Annotated in this window: 19 protein-coding genes; 10 read left to right on the top strand and 9 right to left on the bottom strand. The window is 65.0% G+C overall.

Translation table 11 applies throughout. The features are described 5' to 3' along the window. Positions 1 to 14: 14 nt before the first annotated feature. The 8 genes from G3572_RS05340 (at position 15) to G3572_RS05305 (ending at position 10850) form a co-directional block, all read left to right on the top strand. A complete protein-coding gene (locus G3572_RS05340) occupies positions 15 to 2510 on the top strand; it encodes a heavy metal translocating P-type ATPase (RefSeq protein ID WP_164609595.1) in 2496 nt (831 codons plus the stop codon). After that, entirely contained in the window at positions 2507 to 2944 is a 438-nt protein-coding gene (gene cueR, locus G3572_RS05335) for a Cu(I)-responsive transcriptional regulator (RefSeq protein WP_164609594.1), read from the top strand. The genes G3572_RS05340 and cueR overlap by 4 nt, the downstream gene beginning before the upstream one ends. 251 nt (positions 2945 to 3195) lie before the next feature. Continuing rightward, positions 3196 to 4251: a PstS family phosphate ABC transporter substrate-binding protein gene (locus G3572_RS05330; protein ID WP_164609593.1), complete on the top strand. Its 1056-nt coding sequence runs from the start codon at positions 3196 to 3198 to the stop codon at positions 4249 to 4251. Between the two features lie 61 nt (positions 4252 to 4312). Next, positions 4313 to 5773, top strand: coding sequence for a phosphate ABC transporter permease subunit PstC (gene pstC / locus G3572_RS05325; RefSeq protein WP_164609592.1), 1461 nt, complete (start codon positions 4313 to 4315; stop codon positions 5771 to 5773). Beyond that, on the top strand, positions 5770 to 7131 hold the full coding sequence (gene pstA, locus G3572_RS05320) for a phosphate ABC transporter permease PstA (RefSeq protein ID WP_164609591.1): 1362 nt from the start codon (positions 5770 to 5772) through the stop codon (positions 7129 to 7131). The genes pstC and pstA overlap by 4 nt, the downstream gene beginning before the upstream one ends. A gap of 28 nt (positions 7132 to 7159) precedes the next feature. Then, positions 7160 to 7957: a phosphate ABC transporter ATP-binding protein PstB gene (pstB, locus tag G3572_RS05315; protein ID WP_164609590.1), complete on the top strand. Its 798-nt coding sequence runs from the start codon at positions 7160 to 7162 to the stop codon at positions 7955 to 7957. Between the two features lie 14 nt (positions 7958 to 7971). Further along, a complete protein-coding gene (gene phoU, locus G3572_RS05310) occupies positions 7972 to 8682 on the top strand; it encodes a phosphate signaling complex protein PhoU (RefSeq protein WP_164609589.1) in 711 nt (236 codons plus the stop codon). 449 nt (positions 8683 to 9131) lie between these two features. Further along, positions 9132 to 10850: a hypothetical protein gene (locus G3572_RS05305; protein WP_164609588.1), complete on the top strand. Its 1719-nt coding sequence runs from the start codon at positions 9132 to 9134 to the stop codon at positions 10848 to 10850. Positions 10851 to 10902: 52 nt separating this feature from the next. On the opposite strand, the gene scpA is transcribed toward G3572_RS05305, so the two are convergent. Further along, positions 10903 to 13032 carry a methylmalonyl-CoA mutase gene (gene scpA / locus G3572_RS05300; protein WP_205518491.1) on the bottom strand — a complete coding sequence of 710 codons (2130 nt, stop codon included), beginning with the start codon at positions 13030 to 13032 and terminating at the stop codon, positions 10903 to 10905. Between the two features lie 81 nt (positions 13033 to 13113). Between scpA and G3572_RS21860 the strand changes: the two genes are divergently transcribed. Continuing rightward, positions 13114 to 13602: a DUF4174 domain-containing protein gene (locus G3572_RS21860; protein WP_205518481.1), complete on the top strand. Its 489-nt coding sequence runs from the start codon at positions 13114 to 13116 to the stop codon at positions 13600 to 13602. A 29-nt stretch (positions 13603 to 13631) separates the two neighbouring features. On the opposite strand, the gene G3572_RS05290 is transcribed toward G3572_RS21860, so the two are convergent. The 6 genes from G3572_RS05290 to G3572_RS05270 all read right to left on the bottom strand — a co-directional run bounded on the left by G3572_RS05290 (position 13632) and on the right by G3572_RS05270 (position 19290). Beyond that, positions 13632 to 15632 carry an acetyl-CoA carboxylase biotin carboxylase subunit gene (locus tag G3572_RS05290; protein WP_164609586.1) on the bottom strand — a complete coding sequence of 667 codons (2001 nt, stop codon included), beginning with the start codon at positions 15630 to 15632 and terminating at the stop codon, positions 13632 to 13634. Between the two features lie 138 nt (positions 15633 to 15770). After that, positions 15771 to 16016: a YMGG-like glycine zipper-containing protein gene (locus G3572_RS05285; protein WP_164609585.1), complete on the bottom strand. Its 246-nt coding sequence runs from the start codon at positions 16014 to 16016 to the stop codon at positions 15771 to 15773. A 319-nt stretch (positions 16017 to 16335) separates the two neighbouring features. After that, a complete protein-coding gene (locus G3572_RS05280; RefSeq protein ID WP_164609584.1) occupies positions 16336 to 16734 on the bottom strand; it encodes a hypothetical protein in 399 nt (132 codons plus the stop codon). A 201-nt stretch (positions 16735 to 16935) separates the two neighbouring features. Then, positions 16936 to 17073, bottom strand: a complete 138-nt coding sequence (locus G3572_RS21855) for a hypothetical protein (protein WP_205518471.1) — start codon at positions 17071 to 17073, stop codon at positions 16936 to 16938. A 211-nt stretch (positions 17074 to 17284) separates the two neighbouring features. Continuing rightward, on the bottom strand, positions 17285 to 17680 hold the full coding sequence (locus tag G3572_RS05275) for a DUF6497 family protein (protein WP_240335403.1): 396 nt from the start codon (positions 17678 to 17680) through the stop codon (positions 17285 to 17287). Positions 17681 to 17757: 77 nt separating this feature from the next. Continuing rightward, positions 17758 to 19290, bottom strand: coding sequence for an acyl-CoA carboxylase subunit beta (locus tag G3572_RS05270; RefSeq protein ID WP_164609583.1), 1533 nt, complete (start codon positions 19288 to 19290; stop codon positions 17758 to 17760). A 246-nt stretch (positions 19291 to 19536) separates the two neighbouring features. On the opposite strand from G3572_RS05270, the gene G3572_RS05265 reads away from it, so the two are divergent. After that, positions 19537 to 19866 (top strand): hypothetical protein, encoded by a 330-nt coding sequence (locus tag G3572_RS05265; RefSeq protein ID WP_164609582.1) that lies wholly within the window; start codon positions 19537 to 19539, stop codon positions 19864 to 19866. A gap of 14 nt (positions 19867 to 19880) precedes the next feature. Here the strand turns inward: G3572_RS05265 and G3572_RS05260 are convergent, their stop codons facing one another. After that, positions 19881 to 21254, bottom strand: coding sequence for an aspartate aminotransferase family protein (locus G3572_RS05260; protein ID WP_164609581.1), 1374 nt, complete (start codon positions 21252 to 21254; stop codon positions 19881 to 19883). A gap of 20 nt (positions 21255 to 21274) precedes the next feature. Further along, a complete protein-coding gene (locus tag G3572_RS05255) occupies positions 21275 to 22768 on the bottom strand; it encodes an NAD-dependent succinate-semialdehyde dehydrogenase (protein ID WP_164609580.1) in 1494 nt (497 codons plus the stop codon). Positions 22769 to 22853: the final 85 nt, after the last annotated feature.

Here is a 22853-nt window from a genome sequence, read left to right as displayed (position 1 = left end):
GCAGGACAATCGCCATGAACGCCCGAGTGACCGCGCCCCCCGTGACATCTGCCGTGACCCAGAGCCTTGCGGTCGAGGGGATGACCTGCGCCTCCTGCGTCTTGCGGGTGGAGCGCGCGCTGGCCGCCGTGCCGGGGGTGGCATCGGCGACGGTCAATCTGGCGACCGAGCGGGCCGAGGTGGTTTCAGAGCGGCCGATTGCGCGGGCCGATCTGGTCGCGGCGGTGGAGGCGCTGGGCTATGACGTGCCGGCGCAGGCCGTCGATCTGGCCATCGAGGGGATGACCTGTGCCTCTTGCGTGGGGCGGGTGGAGCGGGCGCTGGCGGCGGTGCCGGGGGTCGCGTCGGTGAGCGTCAATCTGGCGACCGAGCGGGCGCATGTCACGGGCACGGCGGAGCCTCTGGTGCTGCAACAGGCGGTCGAGGCGCTGGGCTATGACGCGCGGCCCGTGCAGGCAGGGGCGGGGGGCGATGCGGCGGCTGCGGCGCGCAAGGAGGCCGAGGAGGCGCTGTTGCGCCGCGACCTGACGATTGCTGCGGCGCTGACCCTGCCGGTGTTTGCGCTGGAGATGGGATCGCATCTGTTCGTGCCGGTGCATCACCTGATCATGGACACGATCGGGATGCAGGCCAGCTGGGTGCTGCAATTCGTGCTGACGACGCTTGTGTTGCTGGGGCCGGGGCTGCGGTTCTATCGCAAGGGCTATCCGGCGTTGTGGCGGCTGGCGCCCGACATGAACAGCCTTGTCGCGGTGGGGACGACGGCGGCCTATGCCTATTCGGTGGTGGCGACCTTTGCGCCGGGGCTGTTGCCGCAGGGGACGGTGAACGTCTATTTCGAGGCGGCGGCGGTGATCGTGACGCTGATCCTCTTGGGCCGGTTCCTCGAGGCGCGGGCCAAGGGGCGCACCTCGCAGGCGATCAGCCGTCTGGTGGGCCTCCAGCCGCGGATGGCGCGGGTGCATCGCGGGGGAGGCGTGGTAGAGGTGCCGATTGCCGAGGTGCGGGCGGGCGATCTGTTCGACCTTGCGCCGGGCGCGCGGGTGCCGGTCGACGGCGTGGTGACCGAGGGGGAAAGCTGGCTGGACGAGAGCATGATCACCGGTGAGCCTGCGCCGGTGGCCAAGGCGGCGGGCGCGCGCGTGACGGGCGGGACGGTGAACCAGACCGGGGCGCTGACCTGCCGCGCGACGGCGGTGGGCGAGGCGACGATGCTGGCGCAGATCATCCGCATGGTCGAGGCGGCGCAGGCGGGCAAGCTGCCGATCCAGGGGCTGGTGGACCGCATCACGCTGTGGTTCGTGCCGGTGGTGATGGCGGTGGCGGCGCTGACCTTTGCGGTCTGGCTGGCTTTTGGGCCGGAGCCTGCGCTAACCTTCGGGCTGGTGAATGCGGTGGCGGTTCTTATCATCGCCTGCCCCTGTGCGATGGGGCTGGCGACGCCGACCTCGATCATGGTGGGGACCGGTCGGGGGGCCGAGCTTGGGGTCCTGTTCCGCAAGGGCGAGGCGTTGCAGGCGCTGCAATCGGTGCGGGTGGTGGCTCTGGACAAGACCGGCACGCTGACCGAGGGCAGGCCCGCGCTGACTGACCTGATCCCGGCGGAGGGGTTCACGCGGGCCGGGGTGCTGGCCACGGTGGCGGCGGTCGAGGCGCGGTCGGAGCATCCCATCGCCCGCGCCATCGTGGAGGCGGCGCGGGCCGAGGGGTTGGACCTGCCCGCCGTGACGGGGTTTGCGTCGGAAACCGGCTTTGGCGTGCGCGCCGAGGCGGGCGGGGTGCCGGTGCAGATCGGGGCCGACCGCTATATGGTGCGGCTGGGGGTGGACGTGGGCCGCTATGCGCAGGCGGCCGAGCGGATGGGGGCCGAGAGCAAGTCGCCGCTCTATGTCGCCATCGGCGGGCGGCTGGCGGGGGTGCTGGCGGTGGCCGATCCGATCAAGCCGACGACACCGGCGGCGATCCGCGCCTTGCACGGGCTGGGGTTGCGGGTGGCGATGGTCACGGGTGACAATACGCGCACGGCGCAGGCGATTGCGGGCCAGCTCGGGATCGATGCGGTGGTGGCCGAGGTCTTGCCCGGCGGCAAGGTCGCGGCGATTCAGGAGTTGCGGGCGGCGCATGGGGCGGTGGCCTTCGTGGGCGACGGCATCAACGATGCGCCCGCCTTGGCCGAGGCCGAGGTGGGGCTGGCCATCGGCACCGGCACCGACATTGCCATCGAGGCGGCGCATGTGGTGCTGATGTCGGGCCGCCTGACGGGGGTGCCGGATGCCATCGGGCTGAGCCGCGCGACGATGCGCAACATCCGGCAGAACCTGTTCTGGGCCTTTGTCTATAACGCGGCCCTGATTCCGGTGGCGGCGGGGGTGCTGTATCCGGCTTTCGGCATCCTGTTGTCACCCGTTTTCGCGGCGGGGGCGATGGCGCTGTCCAGCGTCTTTGTGCTGGGCAATGCGCTGCGCCTGCGCCGTTTCGCGCCCGCAGGGGCAGAAGGAGGCATGGCATGAACATCGGAGAGGCGGCCAAGGGATCGGGCGTGTCGGCCAAGATGATCCGCTATTACGAGCAGACGGGGCTGATTCCCTCGGCAGGAAGAAGCGCGGCAGGCTATCGCACCTATACCGAGACGGATGTGCGGATGCTGCGCTTTATCCGCCGTGCGCGTGATCTGGGCTTTCAGGTGGAGGCGATTGGCGAATTGCTGGCGCTGTGGCGCGATCGCAGCCGCCACAGCGCCGATGTGAAGCAGCTGGCGCAGGCGCAGATTGAGGGGCTGCGGCGCAGGATCGCCGAGATGGAAAGCATGGTGGCGACGCTGGAACATCTGGCAGAGGGCTGCGCGGGAGATGACCGGCCCGATTGCCCGATTCTGGCAGATCTGGAGGCGGATCAATCGCTTGTCGTGCCTGCCTGCCATGCGGGCGCGGGGTTCAACCGCTAGGCTTTTGCAAGGAAGGCACGGCGCGGGCCGTTGCCTTGCACGGGTCCGGTTCAGTGTGACTGTCACAGGATGCGCCCCTTGCCGGAACGGGGGCGCATCGCCCGTTTCCGGGGGCCGGAGGGCGCGACGGCGGGGTCGAGGCGGACCTTCGCAAAACTGTCATGAAGCTGTTGTAAATCTGTTGTCGCAGCCGAGTAGCAGAGCCGCAGGGCCAAGCAAGAAGCGGTCCGTGACATCCACTGGAGAGTGATATGAACCTCATGAAATTCACCGTGTCGGCACTGGCCATCGCGGCCGTGTCTGCCACCGCCGCCGCTGCCCGTGACAATGTGCAGGTGACCGGTTCCTCGACCGTGCTGCCCTATTCGACCATCGTGGCCGAAGCCTTTGGCGAGAACTTCGACTTCCCGACCCCCGTGGTCGAAGGGGGTGGTTCGGGCGCTGGCCGGGCCAAGATGTGCGAAGGCGTGGGCCCGAACACCGTTGATATCGCCAATTCGTCCTCGCGCATCACCCAGCGCGACATCGACACTTGCGCCGCCAATGGCGTGACCGAGATCATGGAAGTGCGTTTCGGCTATGACGGCATCGTCTTTGCTTCGGACGTGAACGGCCCGGAATTCAACTTCACCCCGGCTGACATCTATAACGCGCTGGCCTCGCAGGTGGTGAAAGATGGCGCCCTGACCGCCAACACCCATGCCCAGTGGGCCGAGTTCAACCCCGCGCTGCCCGCACAGGACATTCTGGTTCTGTCGCCCGGCACCAAGCACGGCACCCGTGAAGTGTTCGACGAGCGCGTGATCATCGCGGGCTGCAAGGAAACCGGCGCGCATGCCCTGTTCCTTGCCGTGGTTGCCGGTGACGACGATTCGGCCAAGAACCGTGCGGCGAACGGCGAATGCACCAAGCTGCGCACCGATGGCCGCAACGTGGACATCGACGGCGACTACACCGAGACGCTGCAGCGTCTGGACAATGACAAGAACGCCGTCGGCGTCTTCGGCCTGTCCTTCTACCAGAACAACACCGACAAGCTGCGCGTGGCGACGATGAACGGCGTGGTGCCCTCGACCGAGACGATCGCTGCCGGCGATTATCCCGTATCGCGCCCGCTGTATTTCTACGTCAAGACCGCGCATCTGGACGTGATCCCCGGCCTGAAGGAATATGTCGAGTTCTTCGTGTCCGACGATATGGCTGGCCCGGATGGCCCTCTGGCCCAGTATGGCCTTGTGTCCGATCCGGAACTGGCTGCGACCCAGGCGGCTGTGGCTGCGCGCACGCCGATGGGTCCGCTGAACTGAACCAAGACTTCGGAGGGGCGCCGCACGGGTGGCGCCCCTTTTTTTCGCGTGCAGGATCATCATGACCGTCGCCCTGACCCTTTCCCTTTTGCTCGTTCTGGCCGTTGCGGGCTTTTTCCTTGGCCGGCAGCGGGCCATCGCCTCGGCCCAAGGCAACATCCGGGTGCTGCATTCGCTGCCCAACTACTACGGCTGGCACGGGGCGATCATGGCGGCGGTGCCCGCGCTGATGTTTCTTGCGCTGTGGCTCGTGGTGCAGCCGATGGTGGTGGAGCGCCAGCTTGTGAGCTTTTTTCCGGCGGACAGGGTTGAAAGCGACGCGGCGCGCACGCTGATCATGGCCGATGTGCGCCGCGTGGCGATGGGCCTTGATGTGGCGGTGGCGCGCGGGGCGCTGAGCCTGCAGCAAGCGATTGACCTGCGCACTGAGACCGCCTCGATCCGCGAGGTTCTGGCGACCGTCGGCGTGGCGCTGGGGGCAGAAGTGACGCCGGAGGTGTTGCAGGCCGCACAGCGCAGCCGCGAGTTGACGGCAACGGGGGCGCTGTTGCGCAGCGTCCTGACCTTCGTTCTGGCCTTTGCCGGTCTTGCCTATGCGCTGAAGGTCACCACCAAGGATTTCCGCGCCCGCAACCGGGTGGAGCAGGTGATGCTGGCCTTGCTGATGCTGGCCTCGACCATTGCCATCCTGACCACGGTGGGCATCGTGATGTCGATGCTGACGGAAAGCCTGCGCTTTTTCTCGATGTATCCCTGGCAGGATTTCTTCCTGAGCCTGACATGGTCGCCGTCGTTCCAGGGCAACAGCCAGCTTGGTCTGGCGCCGCTTTTGTGGGGCACGCTGTATATCAGCTTCGTGTCGATGCTGGTGGCGGTGCCGATCGGGCTGTTTACCGCGATCTATCTGGCCGAGTATGCGGGGCCGCGCGTTCGGTCGGTCGTCAAGCCGATGATCGAGATCATCGCGGGCATTCCCACGGTGGTGTTCGGGCTGTTCGCGCTGGTGACGGTGGGGCCGTTCCTGCGCGATTACTTTGCCCAGCCGCTGGGGCTTGGCACCTCGGGGTCGTCGGTGATGACGGCTGGCATCGTGATCGGCATTTTGAACATTCCCTTCATCTCGTCGCTGGCTGACGACATCATCAACGCGGTGCCGCAGTCGATGCGTGACGGGTCCTATGGGCTTGGCGCGACGAAATCGGAGACCATCCGGCAGGTGGTGCTGCCTGCCGCCCTGCCGGGTGTGGTGGGGGCGATCCTGCTGGCGGCAAGCCGTGCCATCGGCGAGACGATGATCGTCGTGATGGGGGCGGGGGCGGCCGCGCGGCTGGACATGAACCCGTTTCAGGCGATGACCACGATCACCGTCAAGATCGTGAGCCAGTTGACGGGGGATACCGAATTCAACTCGCCCGAGACGCTTGTGGCCTTTGCCCTCGGGATGACCCTTTTCGTGATCACGCTGGGGCTGAACATCGTGGCGCTGATCATCGTGCGCAAATACCGGGAGCAATACGAATGACCGACGCAACCGCCTCTGGCCTGCCCGACGCCCGGCCGCAGGGCAGCTCGTCGCTTTTGCAGCAGGATGCGCTGATGAAGCGGCGCAACGCTGCCGAGGCGCGGTTCAAGTTCTACGGGATCGCGGCAATCTCGGTGAGCCTTGTCACGCTGTGCGTCATGCTGTGGACGATCTTTTCGGACGGGGTTTCGGCCTTCCGGCAGGCGAGTCTGGAACTGACTGTGACGCTGGATGCCGAACGTCTGGACCCGCAGGGCGACCGCAGCCTTGAATCGCTGAGCAAGGTGACCACCATCGGCTATGGCAACCTGCTGACTGCCGCGCTGAACGACTATATGGCCGAGCGCAACATCTCGGTGGAGGGCGTAAGCCCCAAGCAGGTGGGCGAGTTCATTTCGCGCGATGCGCCGGCGCGGCTGCGCAACATGGTGCTGGCCGACCCCGAGTTGATCGGGCAGACAATCCGCTTTGGCGCCTTTGCCTCGGGCCGGATCGACGGCTACATGAAGGGCCGCGTCACGATGGCCTCGGCGGCGCTGGACAGCAACATCACGCCCGAGCAGTTGCAGCTTGCCGACCGGCTGATCGAGGCGGGGGTGCTGAAGAGTGCCTTCAACTGGCGGTTCCTGACCAACCCGGACGCGTCGGACCAGCGGCCGGAATCGGCGGGGCTGGGCATTGCGATCATCGGATCGCTCTACATGATGTTTCTGGTGGCGATCATGGTGCTGCCCATCGGGGTGGCCGCGTCGATCTATCTCGAGGAATTCGCGCCCAAGAACAAATGGACCGACATCATCGAGGTGAACATCTCGAACCTCGCCGCGGTGCCGTCCATCGTCTATGGCATCCTCGGTCTGGCGATCTTCATCAACTTTGCCAAGCTGCCGGCCTCGGCCCCCATCGTGGGCGCGCTGGTGCTGACGCTAATGACGTTGCCCACGATCATCATTGCCACCCGCGCGTCGCTGCGGGCCGTGCCGCCGTCGATCCGCGATGCGGCGCTGGGGGTGGGGGCGTCGAAGATGCAGACGGTGTTCCACCATGTGCTGCCGCTGGCCGCGCCCGGCATCATGACGGGGACCATCCTCGGCCTTGCCTCGGCCCTTGGCGAAACCGCGCCGCTGCTGCTGATCGGGATGGTGGCCTTTGTCGCCAACTATCCGTCCAGCCCGCTGGAGGGCGGTTTCTTCGACCCCGCCACGGCCTTGCCGGTGCAGGTCTATTCCTGGGCCTCGCGCTCGGACCCGGCCTTCATCGAACGCTCGTCGGGGGCCATCATCGTGCTTCTGGCCTTCCTCTTGGTCATGAACATCCTTGCCATCGTCCTGCGCCGCCGCTTCGAACGGCGCTGGTGACAGAACGCACATAAAAGGTGCCTTCCAAATGAACGACATGCGAATTGTGGAGAGAGACGTGAACACCCAGAAGGCCAAGATCACGGCGCGCGGCGTGCAGGTGCATTACGGCACCACCCATGCCCTGAAGGATGTGAATGTCGATATCCTTGCCAATACCGTGACCGCCTTCATCGGGCCTTCGGGGTGCGGCAAATCCACCTTTTTGCGCTGTCTGAACCGGATGAATGACACCGTGGCCTCGGCCCGCGTGTCGGGCGAGATCCTGATCGACGGCGAGAACATCTATGACAAGCGGGTGGATCCTGTGCAGCTGCGCGCCAAGGTCGGCATGGTGTTTCAGAAGCCCAATCCGTTTCCCAAGTCGATCTATGACAATGTGGCCTATGGCCCGAAAATCCACGGCATGACGCGCAACAAGGCCGAGTTGGACGAGATCGTGGAAAAGGCGCTGCGCAAGGCCGCGCTGTGGAACGAGGCCAAGGACCGGCTGAACAGCCCCGGCACCGGCCTGTCGGGCGGCCAACAGCAGCGTTTGTGCATCGCGCGTGCGATTGCCACCGCGCCCGAGGTTCTGCTGATGGACGAGCCCTGTTCGGCGCTGGACCCGATTGCCACGGCGCAGGTCGAGGAGTTGATCGACGAGTTGCGCGCGTCCTTCTCGGTGGTGATCGTGACCCATTCGATGCAGCAGGCGGCGCGGGTTTCGCAGCGCACGGCGTTCTTCCACCTTGGCAATCTGGTGGAATATGGCGAGACCGGCACCATCTTCACCAATCCGAGCGATCCACGGACCGAATCCTATATTTCGGGCCGGATCGGTTGACGGGGGGCGGCGGGATGCAAACTGATCCGCATATCCTTCGCGCCTTTGACCGCGACCTTCACAGCGTGCAGGCGCTGGTCGTCAGGATGGGGGCGCTGGTTGAAGAGGCAATCGGAAAGGCGGCGCAGGCGCTGCATGGCCGTGATGACGCCTTGGCCAACAGCGTCCGGCGCGAGGACGCGGCGATCGACGCTCTGGAAGAACAGATCAACGCCGACTGCGCGCGGCTGATTGCCCTGCGCCAGCCCAATGCGGGCGACCTGCGCACGGTGCTGAGCGTGATGAAGGTGGCAAGCAATCTGGAGCGCTGCGGCGATTATGCCAAGAACCTTGGCAAGCGCACCACGGTGCTGAACCAGAGCGCGCCGATCGGGGGGCTGTCGGCGTCGGTGTTGCGCATGGCGGGGGCGGTGCAGCAGCAACTGCATGCGGCGCTGGATGCCTATATCAAGCGCGATGCCGATCTGGCCGCCAGCGTGCGCGCGCGCGACAGCGAGATCGACCAGATCTACAGCGCGCTGTTCCGCGAGATTCTGACGCATATGCTGGAGGACCCGCGCACCATTACCGGCTGCATGCATCTGCATTTCATCGCCAAGAACATCGAGCGGGTGGGCGACCATGCCACCGGCATTGCCGAGCAGGTGATCTATCTGGTCACCGGAGCCTTGCCGGCAGATCAGCGGCCCAAGGGCGATACCACCGCGTTTGAAACCGGGGCCTGAGGCCCCGGACAAGGCGATGCGCCCCGCTGCCGTGGCGGCGAGGGGCTGCGGCGCGCCTGCCATTCCAAGCAGTTCTTGCCTGACTTGACCCCGCCGCGCCCGAGGTGCGGCGGGTGACGGTCCATTTGGCCCGCGTTCTTGCCACCATTTGCCAAGCAACCCGACCAATGTCGGGATTGGCCCCATCCTCACGCCAGTAAGGCCGCCGCGTGCCCTTTCGCGCGGCCCATCGGCACGGCGATTGCATCGATTTCCCCGAGAACAGAACGTTCGATCCGGTTTTCAGACCCGTCCGCTGGCCCCCGCGCACTCACAGGCGAAGGCCACGGAACAGACCGAAAAGAGCCTTCCGGCGCTATGGCGCGCGTCAGGCGGATTTTGGTCGAGCAGGGCGGATTTGGGGGCGGTGTCGGACGGTCGGATCTCTTGGGTGTGGGGAGATTGATACAGTGCCGACAGTTTTACCAAGCAATGCAGAGGCATTCGGCCATCTTGCGACAAGTGCGATTTTCGGCGGGAATGTTCTGGCCAATCGCGGGCCGATGACCGGAGACGGGTCTTATGCGCAGGCGATCAACTCGCTGGGGGTGACGGGTCTGCGCTATCCGGGCGGGACGCTGACAGAGGATTACTTCGACATCGAGAACCCGGATGCCTCGGAGGCGCAGCATGCCGCGACCGGCGAGGTTGTGCCGTTCATTCCGATTTCGCATTTCATGTCCTTTGCCGAGGTGCATGGCCATCCGGTGACCATCGTGATCCCGACGCGGTTCATGCTGGGCGATGCCACCGACCGCTATGGCAACCGCCTGCCTGCCGTGGATGAAACGGCGCTGCGCGGTTTCATCAATGATGTGGCGTCCGGCGTTTACGGCGATGCCAAGATCGCGGGCTTCGAAATCGGCAACGAATACTGGGGCTCGGGCGAGATGAATGCCGTGGAATACGGGCGTCTGGCGTCGGAGATGGCGGTCATCATCGATGACGAGCTCAAGCAGGTTGCCGAGGATTATGCGGTCGATACCGATGCGATGAAGGTGCTGGTGCAGATGGGCCATAACTATGGCACCTCGAACCTTTCCGCGCAGTATGCGGGCTGGAGTTCGCCCGATGTGATCGCCGATCTGAACGAGCGCTATCCCGATGCGCGGATCGCCCTGAGCAACATCCGCGCCAACGGGGATGTCAACTGGACCGAGGTGAACAATGAACTGGTCATCATGGGGTTTGACAGCGAGGAAAGCCGCGAGGCGATAGACGGGGTGATTGCCCATGTCTACAGCCGCGGCAACGAAAGCAGCCGCCAGTATGATCTGAACACCATCTCGCGCGTGTGGATGTCGCATGAAGGGATGCGCGATCTCGAGGTGCATGTGACCGAATGGAACCTCAAGGCGGCGAAGGGGCCGGAAAAGGACATCGACTTCGGCCTGAACCAGGCGCGCGAGATGCTCGATCTGGTCGAGACATTCATGGCGCAGGGGGTCAGTCAGGCGCATGTCTGGCCGCTGATCCAGAACAGCGCCAATGCGCTGTCACGCGGGGCCGTGTTTTCCGAGCCGACCCCTGCGGGCGAGATGTTCTCGATGATCTCGAAGAACCTGATCGGCAAATCGATGATCGATCTGACGCCGCAGGGCGGTCCGGAAACCGAGCTTGTGACGGACACGGCGGATGTCCACATGTTCTCGGGCGGGGGGGATGCGGTGTTCTACATCGTCTCGACCGCCGAGCAGGCCAGCACGACGCAGGTGGATATCTCGGGCGTCATCAGCGGCTTTGAATGCATGGAGGTCACGGTTCTGGGCGTGGCCGATGGCCAGCCGAGGGGCAGCACATCCTCGCGGGCGCAGGTCGAGACGCGGGAGACCGATACGGTTTACCGCGACGGGGTGCTGACCGCCGATCTCTCCCCCGGCGAGATCATGCAGGTGGTGATCCGCGGCGTGGTGCCGGGCGAGGATTTTGCCGAAGCGCCCGATCCTGCGATCGAAGATGAGGGTGATCTGTTTGATCCGGTCGCCGAACCCATCCCCGAGGAGGACACGCCCGACGAAAGCAACAGCCCTGCCGATGAGGGGGACGGAGACGGCGGCGGGGGCGGCGGCGGGTTCCTGATGGGTCTTGCGCCGCTGCTGATCCTGATGGCGATGGCGGGCGGGGGCTGATACGCCCCGCGCCCATGTTGAGATGCATTGCCCGAGCGGGCATCCGAGGGCGTCAGCCGCGCGCCTGACGGATGAGCGTCAGGATATCCTTGGCGGCGCCGGGGATATTGGTGCCGGGGCCGAAGATGGCCTTTACCCCGCTGTCATAGAGGAACTGGTAATCCTGCTGCGGGATGACGCCGCCACAGATGACCAGAATATCGCCCGCGCCAGCCGCCTGAAGTGCCTGCACCAGTTTCGGGGCGAGCGTCTTGTGGCCTGCCGCTTGGGACGAGATGCCGATGACATGCACGTCATTGTCGATGGCATCCTGCGCCGCCTCTTCCGGTGTCTGGAACAGGGGGCCCACATCCACATCGAAGCCGATATCGGCGAAGGCGGTGGCGATGACCTTGGCGCCGCGGTCATGCCCGTCTTGCCCCATCTTGACCACCAGCATACGCGGGCGGCGGCCTTCCTCGGCGGCAAAAGCCTCGACATCGGCCTGAATGGCCGCAAATCCGGCGTCGCCCTCATAGGCGGCACCGTAAACTCCGGCGAGGGTTTTCACCTCGGCGCGGTGGCGGCCAAACACTTTTTCCATGGCGTCGGAAATCTCTCCTACGGTGGCACGGGCGCGGGCGGCTGACACGGCGGCATCGAGCAGGTTGCCTCCTTCGGCGGCGCGGCGGGTCAGTTCGGCAAGCGCGGCGAGGCAGGCGGTCTCGTCGCGGCTGGCGCGGGTGGCCTGCAGGCGGGCGATCTGGCTGTCGCGGACGGCGACGTTGTCGATATCGAGAATGTCGATCGGGTCTTCCTTGGCCTTGCGGTATTTGTTGACCCCGACGATCACATCTTCGCCCCGGTCAATCGCGGCCTGACGGCGGGCGGCGGATTCCTCGATGCGCAGCTTGGGCATGCCGCTGGCGACGGCCTTGGTCATGCCGCCCATCGCCTCGACTTCCTCGATCAGCTTCCACGCCTCTTCGGCCAGCTGATGCGTGAGGGTCTCGACGTAATAGCTGCCCGCCAGCGGATCGACGACATGGGTGATCCCGGTTTCTTCCTGCAGGATCAACTGGGTGTTGCGGGCGATGCGGGCGGAAAACTCGGTCGGCAGGGCGATGGCCTCGTCCAGCGCGTTGGTGTGCAGGCTTTGCGTGCCACCCAGCACCGCAGACATTGCCTCATAGGCGGTGCGGATCACATTGTTGTAGGGATCGGCCTCTTGCAAGGACACGCCCGAGGTCTGGCAATGGGTGCGCAGCATCAGCGAGCCTTCCTTCTTCGGCTCGAATTCCGACATGATGCGGTGCCACAAGAGGCGCGCGGCGCGCAGTTTGGCGGCCTCCATGAAGAAGTTCATGCCGATGGCGAAGAAGAACGACAGGCGGCCCGCGAAGGCATCGACATCCATGCCGCGCGCAATCGCGGTGCGCACATATTCGCGCCCGTCGGCGAGGGTGAAGGCCAGTTCCTGCACCAGATTGGCCCCGGCTTCCTGCATGTGATAGCCGGAAATCGAGATCGAGTTGAACTTCGGCATATGTTCGGACGTGTATTCGATGATGTCCGCAATGATCCGCATCGACGGTTCGGGCGGGTAGACATAGGTGTTGCGGACCATGAATTCCTTCAGAATGTCATTCTGAATGGTGCCAGACAGCAGGCTGCGGTCGACGCCCTGTTCTTCGCCGGTGACGATGAAATTGGCGAGGATCGGGATGACCGCGCCGTTCATGGTCATGGAAACGCTGACTTTTTCCAGCGGGATGCCGTCGAACAGGATTTTCATGTCTTCGACCGAGTCGATGGCAACGCCCGCCTTGCCCACATCGCCCACCACGCGGGGATGGTCGGAATCGTAGCCGCGGTGGGTGGCAAGGTCGAAGGCGACCGAGACGCCCTGTTGCCCTGCGGCCAGCGCCTTGCGGTAAAAGGCGTTGGATTCCTCTGCGGTGGAGAACCCCGCATATTGCCGGATCGTCCAGGGGCGGCCCGCATACATCGTGGCCTTGACCCCGCGGGTGAAGGGGGCTGCCCCCGGCACCCCGCCCATATGCGGCAGGTCGGCCGTATCGGCGGCGGTGTAGAGCGGCTTGACGGGGATGCCTTCGAGGGTGTGCCAGATCAGGCTTTCGGGGTCCTTGCCCTTGAGCTCCTTGGTGGCGAGGGCGGCCCATGTTTTCAAAGCGTCGGTCATCGTCTTCTCCGTCATATGCGCGTGGCATCTGCTCTTGGGTTTCCCGCCGCGCCGCCCTATGTTCTGGGCAAAGGGAGCCGCATGAAACCGCTTTATACTCTTGGTCTTGCAGCATTGCTGCCGTTTATGGTCTCCGCTCAGGAAGCGGGGGCGATCGATCCGTCAGTTCCGGCCGGGGCCGTGACCGAAGAAGCGGTCGAGGTTTACGGGCCGCGCGACGCGGCGGATGTGGTCTTTGCCGATCTTCTGTATGAATTCCGCCCCGTGGTGGTGTTCGGGGACAGCCCGGAGGATCCGAACTTTCTGCGCCAGATGGAGCTTTTGCGGCGTGACCTTGCCGCGCTGGAGCAGCGCGATGTGGTGCTTGTCACCGACACCGACCCCGAGGCGCGCAGCGAATGGCGCACGCGGCTGCGGCCGCGCGGCTTTTCGCTGGTGCTGATGGACAAGGATCTGCGCCCCGTCATCCGCAAGCCGCTGCCGTGGGAGGTGCGGGAGATTGTCGCGGCCATCGACAAGTTTCCGCTGCGGCGGCAGGAAATGCTGGAGCGCAACCCGGCAGGGCGCTAGGCCGCGCTTGGGTTGCGCCAGAGACTTCATCATTCGAACTCCATGATGATGTCGTCCACCTTGAGGCTGGCGCCTGCGCTGGCGGCGATCTTCTTGACCACGCCCTTGCGTTCGGCCTTGAGGATGTTTTCCATCTTCATTGCCTCGACCGTGGCAAGCGCCTGACCTTCCTGCACCTCGTCGCCTTCGGCCACGTTGATGCTGACCACAAGGCCGGGCATCGGGCAGAGGAGGTATCTGGAGGTGTCGGGCGGCAGTTTTTCCGGCATCAGGGCCGAGAGTTCGGCCTGACGCGGGGATTGCACCAGCACCTTGAGATCGGCGCCGCGCAACCGGATGCGGAAGCCCATCGGCACCTTGCCGACCTTGAGCACGAGGGGCGCGCCATCGACCGTCAGGCGGGCGAGGCTGTCGCCCGGGGTCCAGTCGGATTCCACCCGCAGGGCGGTGCCGTCCTCGAAGGTGACGGTGGAGCCGGCCTTGTCGGCGCTGATGCTGACCTTGTGCTGCGCGCCTTGCAGGCTGACCACCCAGACATCGCCGACGCGGCGCTGGTGGTTGTCCATCGTGCCGGAAATCTTGGTGCGGCGGATTTCGGCGACGCGGTTCATCGCGGCAGCGGCGGCGGCGACGCGGCGCAGGGCGGTGTCATCCAGCGTCACGCCGTGGAAGCCTTCGGGGAATTCCTCGGCGATGAAGGCGGTGGTGATGTTGCCGCTGGTAAAGCGGGGGTGGTCCATCACCGCCGAGCAGAAGGGCAGGTTGTGGCCGATGCCTTCGACCTCGAAGGTATCAAGGGCAAGGCGCATTTCCTCGATCGCATCGGCGCGGGTCGGCCCCCATGTGCAGAGCTTGGCGATCATCGGGTCGTAGAACATGCTGATCTCGCCGCCTTCGAACACGCCGGTGTCATTGCGCACGATGCCGGTGGCGGTCGGGCCTTCGACCGGCGGGCGGTAGCGGGTGAGGCGCCCGATGGAGGGCAGGAAGTTGCGGTAGGGGTCTTCGGCGTAGAGGCGGCTTTCCATCGCCCAGCCGTTGATCTTGAGATCGGATTGCTGGAAGGGCAGCGGCTCGCCCGCGGCGACGCGGATCATCTGTTCCACCAGATCGACGCCGGTGATGAGTTCGGTGACAGGGTGTTCGACCTGAAGCCGCGTGTTCATTTCGAGGAAATAGAAGTTGCGGTTGCCATCCACGATGAATTCCACCGTGCCCGCGCTGGTATAGCCCACGGCGCGCGCAAGGGCGCAGGCCTGTTCGCCCATCGCCTTGCGGGTCGCCTCGTCCAGAAACGGCGAGGGGGCCTCTTCGATGACCTTCTGGTTGCGGCGCTGGATCGAGCATTCGCGTTCGTGCAGATAGACGCAATTGCCGTGCTTGTCGGCCAGCACCTGAATTTCGATGTGGCGCGGCTGGGTCACGAATTTCTCGATGAAGATGCGGTCGTCGCCGAAGCTGTTTGCAGCCTCGTTCTTGGACGACTGGAAGCCTTCGCGCACTTCCGACTCGCTCCACGCGATGCGCATGCCTTTGCCGCCGCCGCCTGCCGATGCCTTGATCATCACCGGATAGCCGATCTCGCCGGAAATGCGGATCGCCTCGTCACCATCGGCGATCAGGCCCATGTAGCCGGGGACGGTGGAAACGCCCGCCTCCATCGCCAGTTTCTTGGAGGTGATCTTGTCGCCCATCGCCTCGATCGCGGGGGAGGGCGGGCCGATGAACACCACGCCCTCGCGTTCCAGCGCGGCGGCGAAGTTCATGTTCTCGGACAGGAAGCCATAGCCGGGATGCACCGCCTCGGCCCCCGTCTGGCGGATCGCGTCTAGGATCTTGTCGATGACGATATAGGACTGGTTGGCCGGAGAGGGGCCGATATGCACCGCCTCGTCCGCCATGCGCACATGCAGCGCGTTGCGGTCGGCGTCGGAATAGACGGCGACCGTCTTGATCCCCATTTTCTGCGCGGATTTGATGACGCGGCAGGCGATCTCGCCCCGGTTGGCAATCAGGATTTTCTTGAACATTGGCTCTCTCTCCCCTCGGGCAGGCTCGGGCCGGAGCCTGCGCCGCAAATGAAAAGGGCCCTCCAGCCGTTATGGCTGAAAGACCCTGTTTTCGGATGATCTGATGTCAGGCCGAGCCGCGCGCGGGCGGCAGCCGGATCAGTAGCAGTTGTTGGTGCCGGGCAGCATGCAGGAGCCGCCACCAGCCACGGCGCCGATGAGCGCGCCGCGGGTCTTGGAGCCGCCGGTGGCTTCGGCAATGAGCGCGCCCGCTGCGGCACCGCCGACGGTGCGGACGGCAGCGCTGTTGAGCGGTGCAGAATTGCTGCCATAACCGCCCCCGCCGACGCAGCCAGAGAGCGTGACGGCAAAGACCGTTGCGAGAAGAACGTGTTTCGTGACCATTTGTGACTGCCTCGTGTCAGGGTTTTTATTGACACTGACTCTACCGCATCCTTGGCGGCGGAAAAGGGGAAATTTCCGCGCCGGTCGGCATCGGCAAGGCTTTGCCATGTGGCAAAGGACGGTCCGGCCCCGAGGGGACCGGACCGCAAGGTCAGGGATAGGGTCGTCATGTGGAGCCCGGAACGGGGCTGCGGACCCCGCGCCGGATGCCGTGAAGGATGGGCAGCAGTGCCCTTGGATTCAAACGAAATTCCGCTTCCCCGTCCGCAATGCGCGGGGGTCTGCCGGTCGGGCACGGGGACAGGCGGAAGGGCGCGCATCAGTCGTCGTCTCCGTCGTCTTCTTCATCCCAGATCACGTCTTCGGCATCTTCGGCAAAGACCTCGGGGAAGGACACCTGGGCGACCTTGAGATTGATGCGCAGCAGCGCTTCATAGCTTTGCGGATCGAAGGGGTCTTCGGCGGGAACCACTTCGCGGCCAAAGAGCCACGAGAGGCGGCCCGCGTCGAGATTGCCGCGTTCAAAGGGTTCTTCGCCAAAGCATTGCCAGAGCGCGGCCATGAAGCCTTCATCGGCCTTGCGGTCTGCGTGCTTGCGGTCGCGATAGCGTTCGCGCCGGATGATCTTGGCCGGACCGTCCTTTTTGTTGGCGCGGCGGATGGTGAACTGGAAATCGGTGCCGGGAAGGCGGCCCGGAAAGCCGCGATGTTTCAGCATGAGGTGCCCCCTGTGGATGGATGGGGGCAGCAATAGGCATCTGCGCGCGCAAGGCCAAGGGGCGATGAGCGGCGGGCAGTTGTGCGATGGGCTGAAAAGGATGGCGCGACTTTATGGCACAGCGCCGTGCGCGCGCCAGAGCGCGGGCGGGAAAAGTGGGCGGGCAATGCCGGAACAGGTCCGGCAGCCCGCCCGACCGTCTTACTTGTACTTGCCGGTGTAGGTGGGTTCGACCGAAACCGGTTCGTCCACGTAAACGACTTCAGCTTCTTTCTTGGCGCAAGCAGCCACAAAGGCGACCATAGAAAGCGCCAGGATAATTTTCGTGCTCTTCGACATCCTCGTCTCCTGTATTCTTGGAAGGTTGTTTCGGATCGCCCGATAACACACCCTTCATCTGAGGCAAAGGCCGCTTGGGTTCGGCCTTTTGTCACAGTAGCGGATTGCCGCCGCCTTTGACATGGATTGTTTGCCAAGTTTGCCGCCTGTGACTCTGCTACATCAGCAGCGCGCAGGGCGGGGGCGGAAACAACAACATCTTGGGGTCGCATCAGAAAATCTCCCATATGCAGAGATCGTCCTGAGGCGTGAAGGCCTCGAAAAACTGCGTCGCCTGCGGGGCAGATTCGCCGAACGGGACGGGCTGATCGGACATCGAAATGATGATCTGCGTCGGCTGCGGTCCGAACTCGGCCAGACGGGGCAGCGCATAGGTCTGGCACAGGTGCAAGATGTCCTCGGCCGCGACCTCGTAGGGGATGGTTCCCCCCTCGCGCGCGATCTGCGGTGCGACGAAGCGGAAACGCACTGCCAGCCCCTCGGGGCCGGGGACATTCCAGATGACGTCCTGCAAGGCCACCGGCTGACCCGATGGCACCGCGATCAGGGTTTCGTCCCCGTCGAGGCGCTGGAGCGATTCCTGCTGCTCGGGCTTCGGATCGGTCATGATCGCTGCCGCCCTTGCCGGTGCAAGCCTGCCCTGCTGCATGGTGCCATCTGTGCATCCCCCTTTGCCCTGTGGTGTCAGAGAGGGATGTTATCGTGCTTTTTCCACGGGTTCGCCAACTTCTTCGTGCGCAGTGACGCAAAGGCACGGCACACGCGGCGGCGGGTGGAATGGGGCATGATGACTTCGTCGATGAAGCCCTTTTCGGCAGCCACGAAAGGATTGGCGAAGCGGTCTTCGTAATCCTTGACGCGGGCGGCGATCTTTTCCTTGTCGCCCAGCTCGCTGCGGTAGAGGATCTCGACCGCGCCCTTTGCGCCCATCACGGCCACCTCGGCAGTGGGCCAGGCGTAGTTGAAGTCACCGCGCAGGTGCTTGGAGGACATCACCACATAGGCCCCGCCATAGGTCTTGCGGGTCAGGACGGTGACCTTGGGCACCGTCGCCTCGCCATAGGCAAACAGCAGTTTCGCGCCGTGCTTGATGACGCCGCCATATTCCTGGCCGGTGCCGGGCAGGAAGCCGGGGACGTCCACAAGGGTGAGGATCGGGATTTCGAAGGCGTCGCAGAAGCGCACGAAACGCGCGGCCTTGCGGCTGGCGTCGATGTCGAGGCAGCCTGCCAGCACGGTGGGCTGGTTGGCGACCACGCCGACCGACTGGCCTTCGAGCCGGATGAAGCCGGTGATGATGTTGGCGGCAAAATCGCGCTGGATTTCGAAGAAATCGCCCTCATCCGCCAGCTTGGTGATGAGTTCCTTCATGTCATAGGGCTGGTTCGGGTTTTCCGGCACCAGCGTGTCAAGGCTCGGCTCGACCCGTGCGGGATCATCGAAGAACGGGCGGACGGGGGCCTTTTCGCGGTTGTTGAGCGGCAGGAAGTCGATCAGGCGGCGGGTTTCGGCCAGCGCCTCGACATCGTTTTCGAATGCCGCATCGGCGACCGAGGATTTGCGGGTATGGGTGGAGGCCCCGCCCAGTTCTTCGGCGGTCACCACCTCGTTCGTGACGGTTTTCACCACGTCGGGGCCGGTGACGAACATGTAGCTGGAATCCTTCACCATGAAGATGAAGTCGGTCATTGCGGGGGAGTAGACCGCGCCGCCCGCGCAGGGGCCCATGATGAGCGAGATTTGCGGCACCACGCCCGAGGCGAGGATGTTGCGCTGGAACACCTCGCCATAGGCGGCAAGGCTGGCCACGCCTTCCTGGATGCGCGCGCCGCCAGAATCGTTGATGCCGATGACGGGCGCACCGTTCTGGATTGCCATATCCATGATCTTGCAGATCTTTGCGGCATGTGTCTCGGAGACCGAGCCGCCCATCACGGTGAAGTCTTGCGAGAACACATAGACCATGCGGCCGTTGACGGTGCCCCAGCCCGTGACCACGCCATCGCCTGCGGGGCGGTCTGCCTCCATGCCGAAATCGGTGCAGCGGTGGGTGACGAACATGTCGAATTCTTCGAAGCTGCCTTCGTCGAGCAGAAGGTCGATGCGTTCGCGAGCGGTGAGCTTGCCCTTGGCATGTTGCGCATCGGTCCGGCGCTTGCCGCCCCCCTGACGCGCGGTTTCACGGCGGCTTTCAAGCTGTGCCAGAATGTCTTTCATCGCACCGACTCCCCCTGCGGATTTGCGGCACCATAAGAGGCGATTTTGCAGGCGCAAAGGAGAATCGGGAAAATTTGCATATATAATCGCAACTTCTGGCAGCAAATTGCGAATGTGCAAATTCTGCGATTATCCACCCGAGGGCGCGCGGCCTGTCGCGGCGCTTTTCCTTTGCGCGCGGCCATGATAACGATAACACGGGCACTGCCTTCACGGAGGAGCGGCCCAGGCACGGAAAGGAGCCCCATGTTTACCAGAAGCGCGATTTTCCGCGGCCGGATCAAGCCCGGCATGGAGGATGAGTTCTACGCGGCGGTCGAGCAATTTCTGGTGCCTGCATGGTCGCAGATGCTGCATGCGCAGGCGGTGCGGGTGTATCGGCCCGTTGCGGCAGAGGCGGCGCTGGGCGATGTGTTTCTGGTGCAGGAGATCGACTATCCGAGCCGTGAGGCGATCGATGAGGCCCTTGCCTCGCCGCGCCGCGTGGTGGCGATGCAGGCGCTGGAGCGGGTGCGCCCGCTTTATGACGGGCGGCACCACCATGTGATCTATCGCAGGCTTGGCCCCGGCCAGTAGCCGGGGCGGGGCCTTCAGCCGAGGACCTTTTTGACCGCCTTGGCGGCGGCGGCGATGACGGTATCGGCCTCTGGTCTGCCCATGCAGAGTGGCGGGGCAAAGCCCAGAATGTCGCCCTGCGGCATGGCGCGGCCGATCACTCCCTCTTCGAGCAGCGCGGCGGCGATGGCGGGGCCGATCTTGCGGGCAGGGTCGAAGAAGCGGCGGTCGTCGCGGTCTTCGACGAATTCCACCGCCGCCATCAATCCGTCACCCCGCACCTCGCCGACATGGGCATGGGCGCCGAGTGCATCGGCCAGACCCGCGCGGAAATAGGCGCCCACCTCGCCCGCGTTCTGCACGAGGTTCAGGCTGTCGATCAGCTTGAGGTTCGCCACCCCCGCTGCCGCGCAGATCGGATGGGCCGAATAGGTCCAGCCGTGGCCGATCGGGCCAAGCTGATCGGAGCCTTGCACCAGCACCTGCCACATGCGGTCCGACACGATGGAGCCCGACAGCGGCGCATAGGCCGAGGTGAGGCCCTTGGCGATGGTGATGAGATCGGGCTGCATCCCGTAATGGTCGGAGCCGAACATGGTGCCGAGGCGGCCAAAGCCTGTCACCACCTCGTCTGCGACCAGCAGGATATCGTACTTCCTGAGGACCGCCTGAATGGCCTCCCAGTAGCCTTTCGGCGGCGGCACGATGCCGCCGGTGCCGAGGATCGGCTCGCCGATGAAAGCGGCCACGGTGTCGGGGCCTTCGGCGAGGATCATTTCCTCGAGCTTTTCGGCGCAATGGGCGCTGAACTGTTCCTCGGTCTGGTCGCGGTTCTCGCGGCGGAAGTAGTAGGGTGCTTCGGTGTGCAGGATGGGCGCGCGCGGCAGGTCGAAGTTGGCGTGAAACAGCGACAGGCCGGTGAGACTGCCCGTCATCACGCCCGAGCCGTGATAGCCACGCCACCGGCTGATGATCTTCTTCTTCTCGGGCCGGCCAAGGATGTTGTTGTAATACCAGATCAATTTGATGTTGGTTTCATTGGCGTCCGACCCCGACAGGCCGAAGTAGACGCGGCTCATATGCGCGGGGGCGCGTTCGATGATCATGCGGGCCAATGTGATGCTGGCCTCGGTGCCGTGGCCGACATAGGCGTGGTAATAGGCCAGCTCGCGCGCCTGTTCGGCGATGGCCTCGGCAATTTCCGTGCGGCCATAGCCGACGTTCACGCAGTAGAGCCCGGCAAAGGCATCAAGGCTGGTTTTGCCGCTGGCGTCGGTGATGTGGCACCCCTCGCCGCCGGTGATGACGCGGCGGGGCGTGTCGCCGCGCGCATGCATCCCCATATGGGTGGAGGGGTGGAAGAAGTGGTCGCGATCCCAGGCGTTCAGATCATTTTCGCGGTCAAGCATGCTGTGGTCCTTTCCCGCGCTCAGGCGGCAGTGTCGATGCAGATGTATTTGAGTTCGGTGAAGGCTTCGAGCCCGTGACGCGAGCCTTCGCGGCCCATGCCGGATTGTTTCCAGCCGCCAAAGGGGACGGGGCCGCCGGTGATCTTCACGCGGTTCACCGCCACCATGCCGAAGTCGAGCGCGCGCGACAGGCGCAAGGCGCGCGCGCCGTCGCGGGTGACGACATAGGCGACAAGGCCGTATTCGGTGGCATTGGCGCGGGCGATCACCTCGGCTTCGGTGTCGAAAGGCTGGACCGAGGCGACGGGGCCAAAGGTTTCCTCGCGGTGGATCAGCGCGCTGTCGGGAGCACCCGTGATGAGCGTGGGCAGGTAGGCCAGCGGCAGTTCGGGATGCGCCGCGCCGCCCACCACGACGCGCCCGCCGCGCGCCACGGCATCGGTCACCTGCGCCGCAACCTTGGCAAGGGCGCGGGCATGCATCAGGGGGCCGATCTGGGTCGCGGGGTCGAGGCCGGGGCCGCTGCGCAAGGCCGCGATGCGGGCGGCCAGTTTCTCGGTAAAGGGCGCGAGGATCTCGCGCGCCACATAGATGCGGTTGGCGGCGAGGCAATCCTGGCCCGAGGTCGCGAATTTCGCGTCCATCGTGATGTCTACCGCACGGTCGATGTCGGCGTCGGCAAAGACGATCAGCGGGGCATGGCCGCCCAGTTCCATCACCATGCGTTTCATGGTCGGCGCGCATTGGCTGGCGATCAGACGGCCCACCTCGGTCGATCCTGTGAAGGACATTGCACGCAGGCGGGTGTCGGCGCACATGGCCCCCACGATGGTGGCGGCATCGCCGGGCACAAGGTTCATCACCCCCGCCGGCAGGCCCGCGCGTTCGGCCAGTTCGGCAAGGGCGAGCGCGGAAAGCGGGGTTTCCGCCGAGGGATGCACCACCACGGTGCAGCCCGCCGCCAGTGCCGCCGCCACCTTGCGGGTGATCATCGCGCTGGGGAAGTTCCACGGCGTGACCACGCCCACCGGCCCGAGCGCCTGACGCCGGACGATCATTTCGACATCGCCGAGATGGGGGGTGATGCCTTCGGCATTCACGCGGGGGGCTTCGTCGGCATACCAGTCGAGAAACTCGGCGGCATAGGCGATTTCGCCGCGCGATTCCGCAAGGGGTTTGCCCTGTTCCAGCGTCATGATGAGCGCAAGGTCATCGGTTGCGGCGCGCATCAGCACGGCCCAGCGGCGCAGCACCTGCGCGCGGTCCTTGGGCAGCAGGGCAGCCCAAGCGGGAAAGGCGGCGGTTGCGGCGGTGATGGCGGCATCGGTGGCAGCGGTGCCAAGCCGCGCCACGCGCGCGACCAGCGCGCCGCTGGCCGGATCGGTGACGGCGAAATCTGCGGCGTCCGCGGCGGCGGTCCAGCGCCCGCCGATATGGCCAAGCGTCCGCAGCAAGGCGCGGTCGGACAGGCGCGAGAGCGCAGGGTGCGGGGGGGTGGGGGTCTGCGCGTTCATCCGGGCTCTCCTGTCGTGGTTTGGCCCATGATGCGCGCCGCAGCCCAGAGAAGGGGACCAAAGAGCGGGGGTTTTGTGGTCAGAC

Source organism: Pseudotabrizicola algicola, assembly GCF_010915705.1.
GTDB classification, from domain to species: domain Bacteria; phylum Pseudomonadota; class Alphaproteobacteria; order Rhodobacterales; family Rhodobacteraceae; genus Pseudotabrizicola; species Pseudotabrizicola algicola.
Note: the sequence above shows the minus strand (reverse complement) of the source record. Positions and strands in the feature narration are given on the sequence as shown.

Coding starts and splice junctions, on each gene's coding strand:
- pstA (WP_164609591.1), top strand. CDS start 5,770: ATGACCGACGCAACCGCCTCTGGCCTGCCCGACGCCCGGCCGCAGGGC.
- G3572_RS05330 (WP_164609593.1), top strand. CDS start 3,196: ATGAACCTCATGAAATTCACCGTGTCGGCACTGGCCATCGCGGCCGTG.
- G3572_RS05280 (WP_164609584.1), bottom strand. CDS start 16,734: ATGCTGAAACATCGCGGCTTTCCGGGCCGCCTTCCCGGCACCGATTTC.
- cueR (WP_164609594.1), top strand. CDS start 2,507: ATGAACATCGGAGAGGCGGCCAAGGGATCGGGCGTGTCGGCCAAGATG.
- G3572_RS05275 (WP_240335403.1), bottom strand. CDS start 17,680: ATGACCGATCCGAAGCCCGAGCAGCAGGAATCGCTCCAGCGCCTCGAC.
- pstC (WP_164609592.1), top strand. CDS start 4,313: ATGACCGTCGCCCTGACCCTTTCCCTTTTGCTCGTTCTGGCCGTTGCG.
- G3572_RS05270 (WP_164609583.1), bottom strand. CDS start 19,290: ATGAAAGACATTCTGGCACAGCTTGAAAGCCGCCGTGAAACCGCGCGT.
- G3572_RS21860 (WP_205518481.1), top strand. CDS start 13,114: ATGAAACCGCTTTATACTCTTGGTCTTGCAGCATTGCTGCCGTTTATG.
- G3572_RS05340 (WP_164609595.1), top strand. CDS start 15: ATGAACGCCCGAGTGACCGCGCCCCCCGTGACATCTGCCGTGACCCAG.
- pstB (WP_164609590.1), top strand. CDS start 7,160: ATGAACGACATGCGAATTGTGGAGAGAGACGTGAACACCCAGAAGGCC.
- G3572_RS05285 (WP_164609585.1), bottom strand. CDS start 16,016: ATGGTCACGAAACACGTTCTTCTCGCAACGGTCTTTGCCGTCACGCTC.
- phoU (WP_164609589.1), top strand. CDS start 7,972: ATGCAAACTGATCCGCATATCCTTCGCGCCTTTGACCGCGACCTTCAC.
- scpA (WP_205518491.1), bottom strand. CDS start 13,032: ATGACCGACGCTTTGAAAACATGGGCCGCCCTCGCCACCAAGGAGCTC.
- G3572_RS05265 (WP_164609582.1), top strand. CDS start 19,537: ATGTTTACCAGAAGCGCGATTTTCCGCGGCCGGATCAAGCCCGGCATG.
- G3572_RS05290 (WP_164609586.1), bottom strand. CDS start 15,632: ATGTTCAAGAAAATCCTGATTGCCAACCGGGGCGAGATCGCCTGCCGC.
- G3572_RS05255 (WP_164609580.1), bottom strand. CDS start 22,768: ATGAACGCGCAGACCCCCACCCCCCCGCACCCTGCGCTCTCGCGCCTG.
- G3572_RS05260 (WP_164609581.1), bottom strand. CDS start 21,254: ATGCTTGACCGCGAAAATGATCTGAACGCCTGGGATCGCGACCACTTC.
- G3572_RS21855 (WP_205518471.1), bottom strand. CDS start 17,073: ATGTCGAAGAGCACGAAAATTATCCTGGCGCTTTCTATGGTCGCCTTT.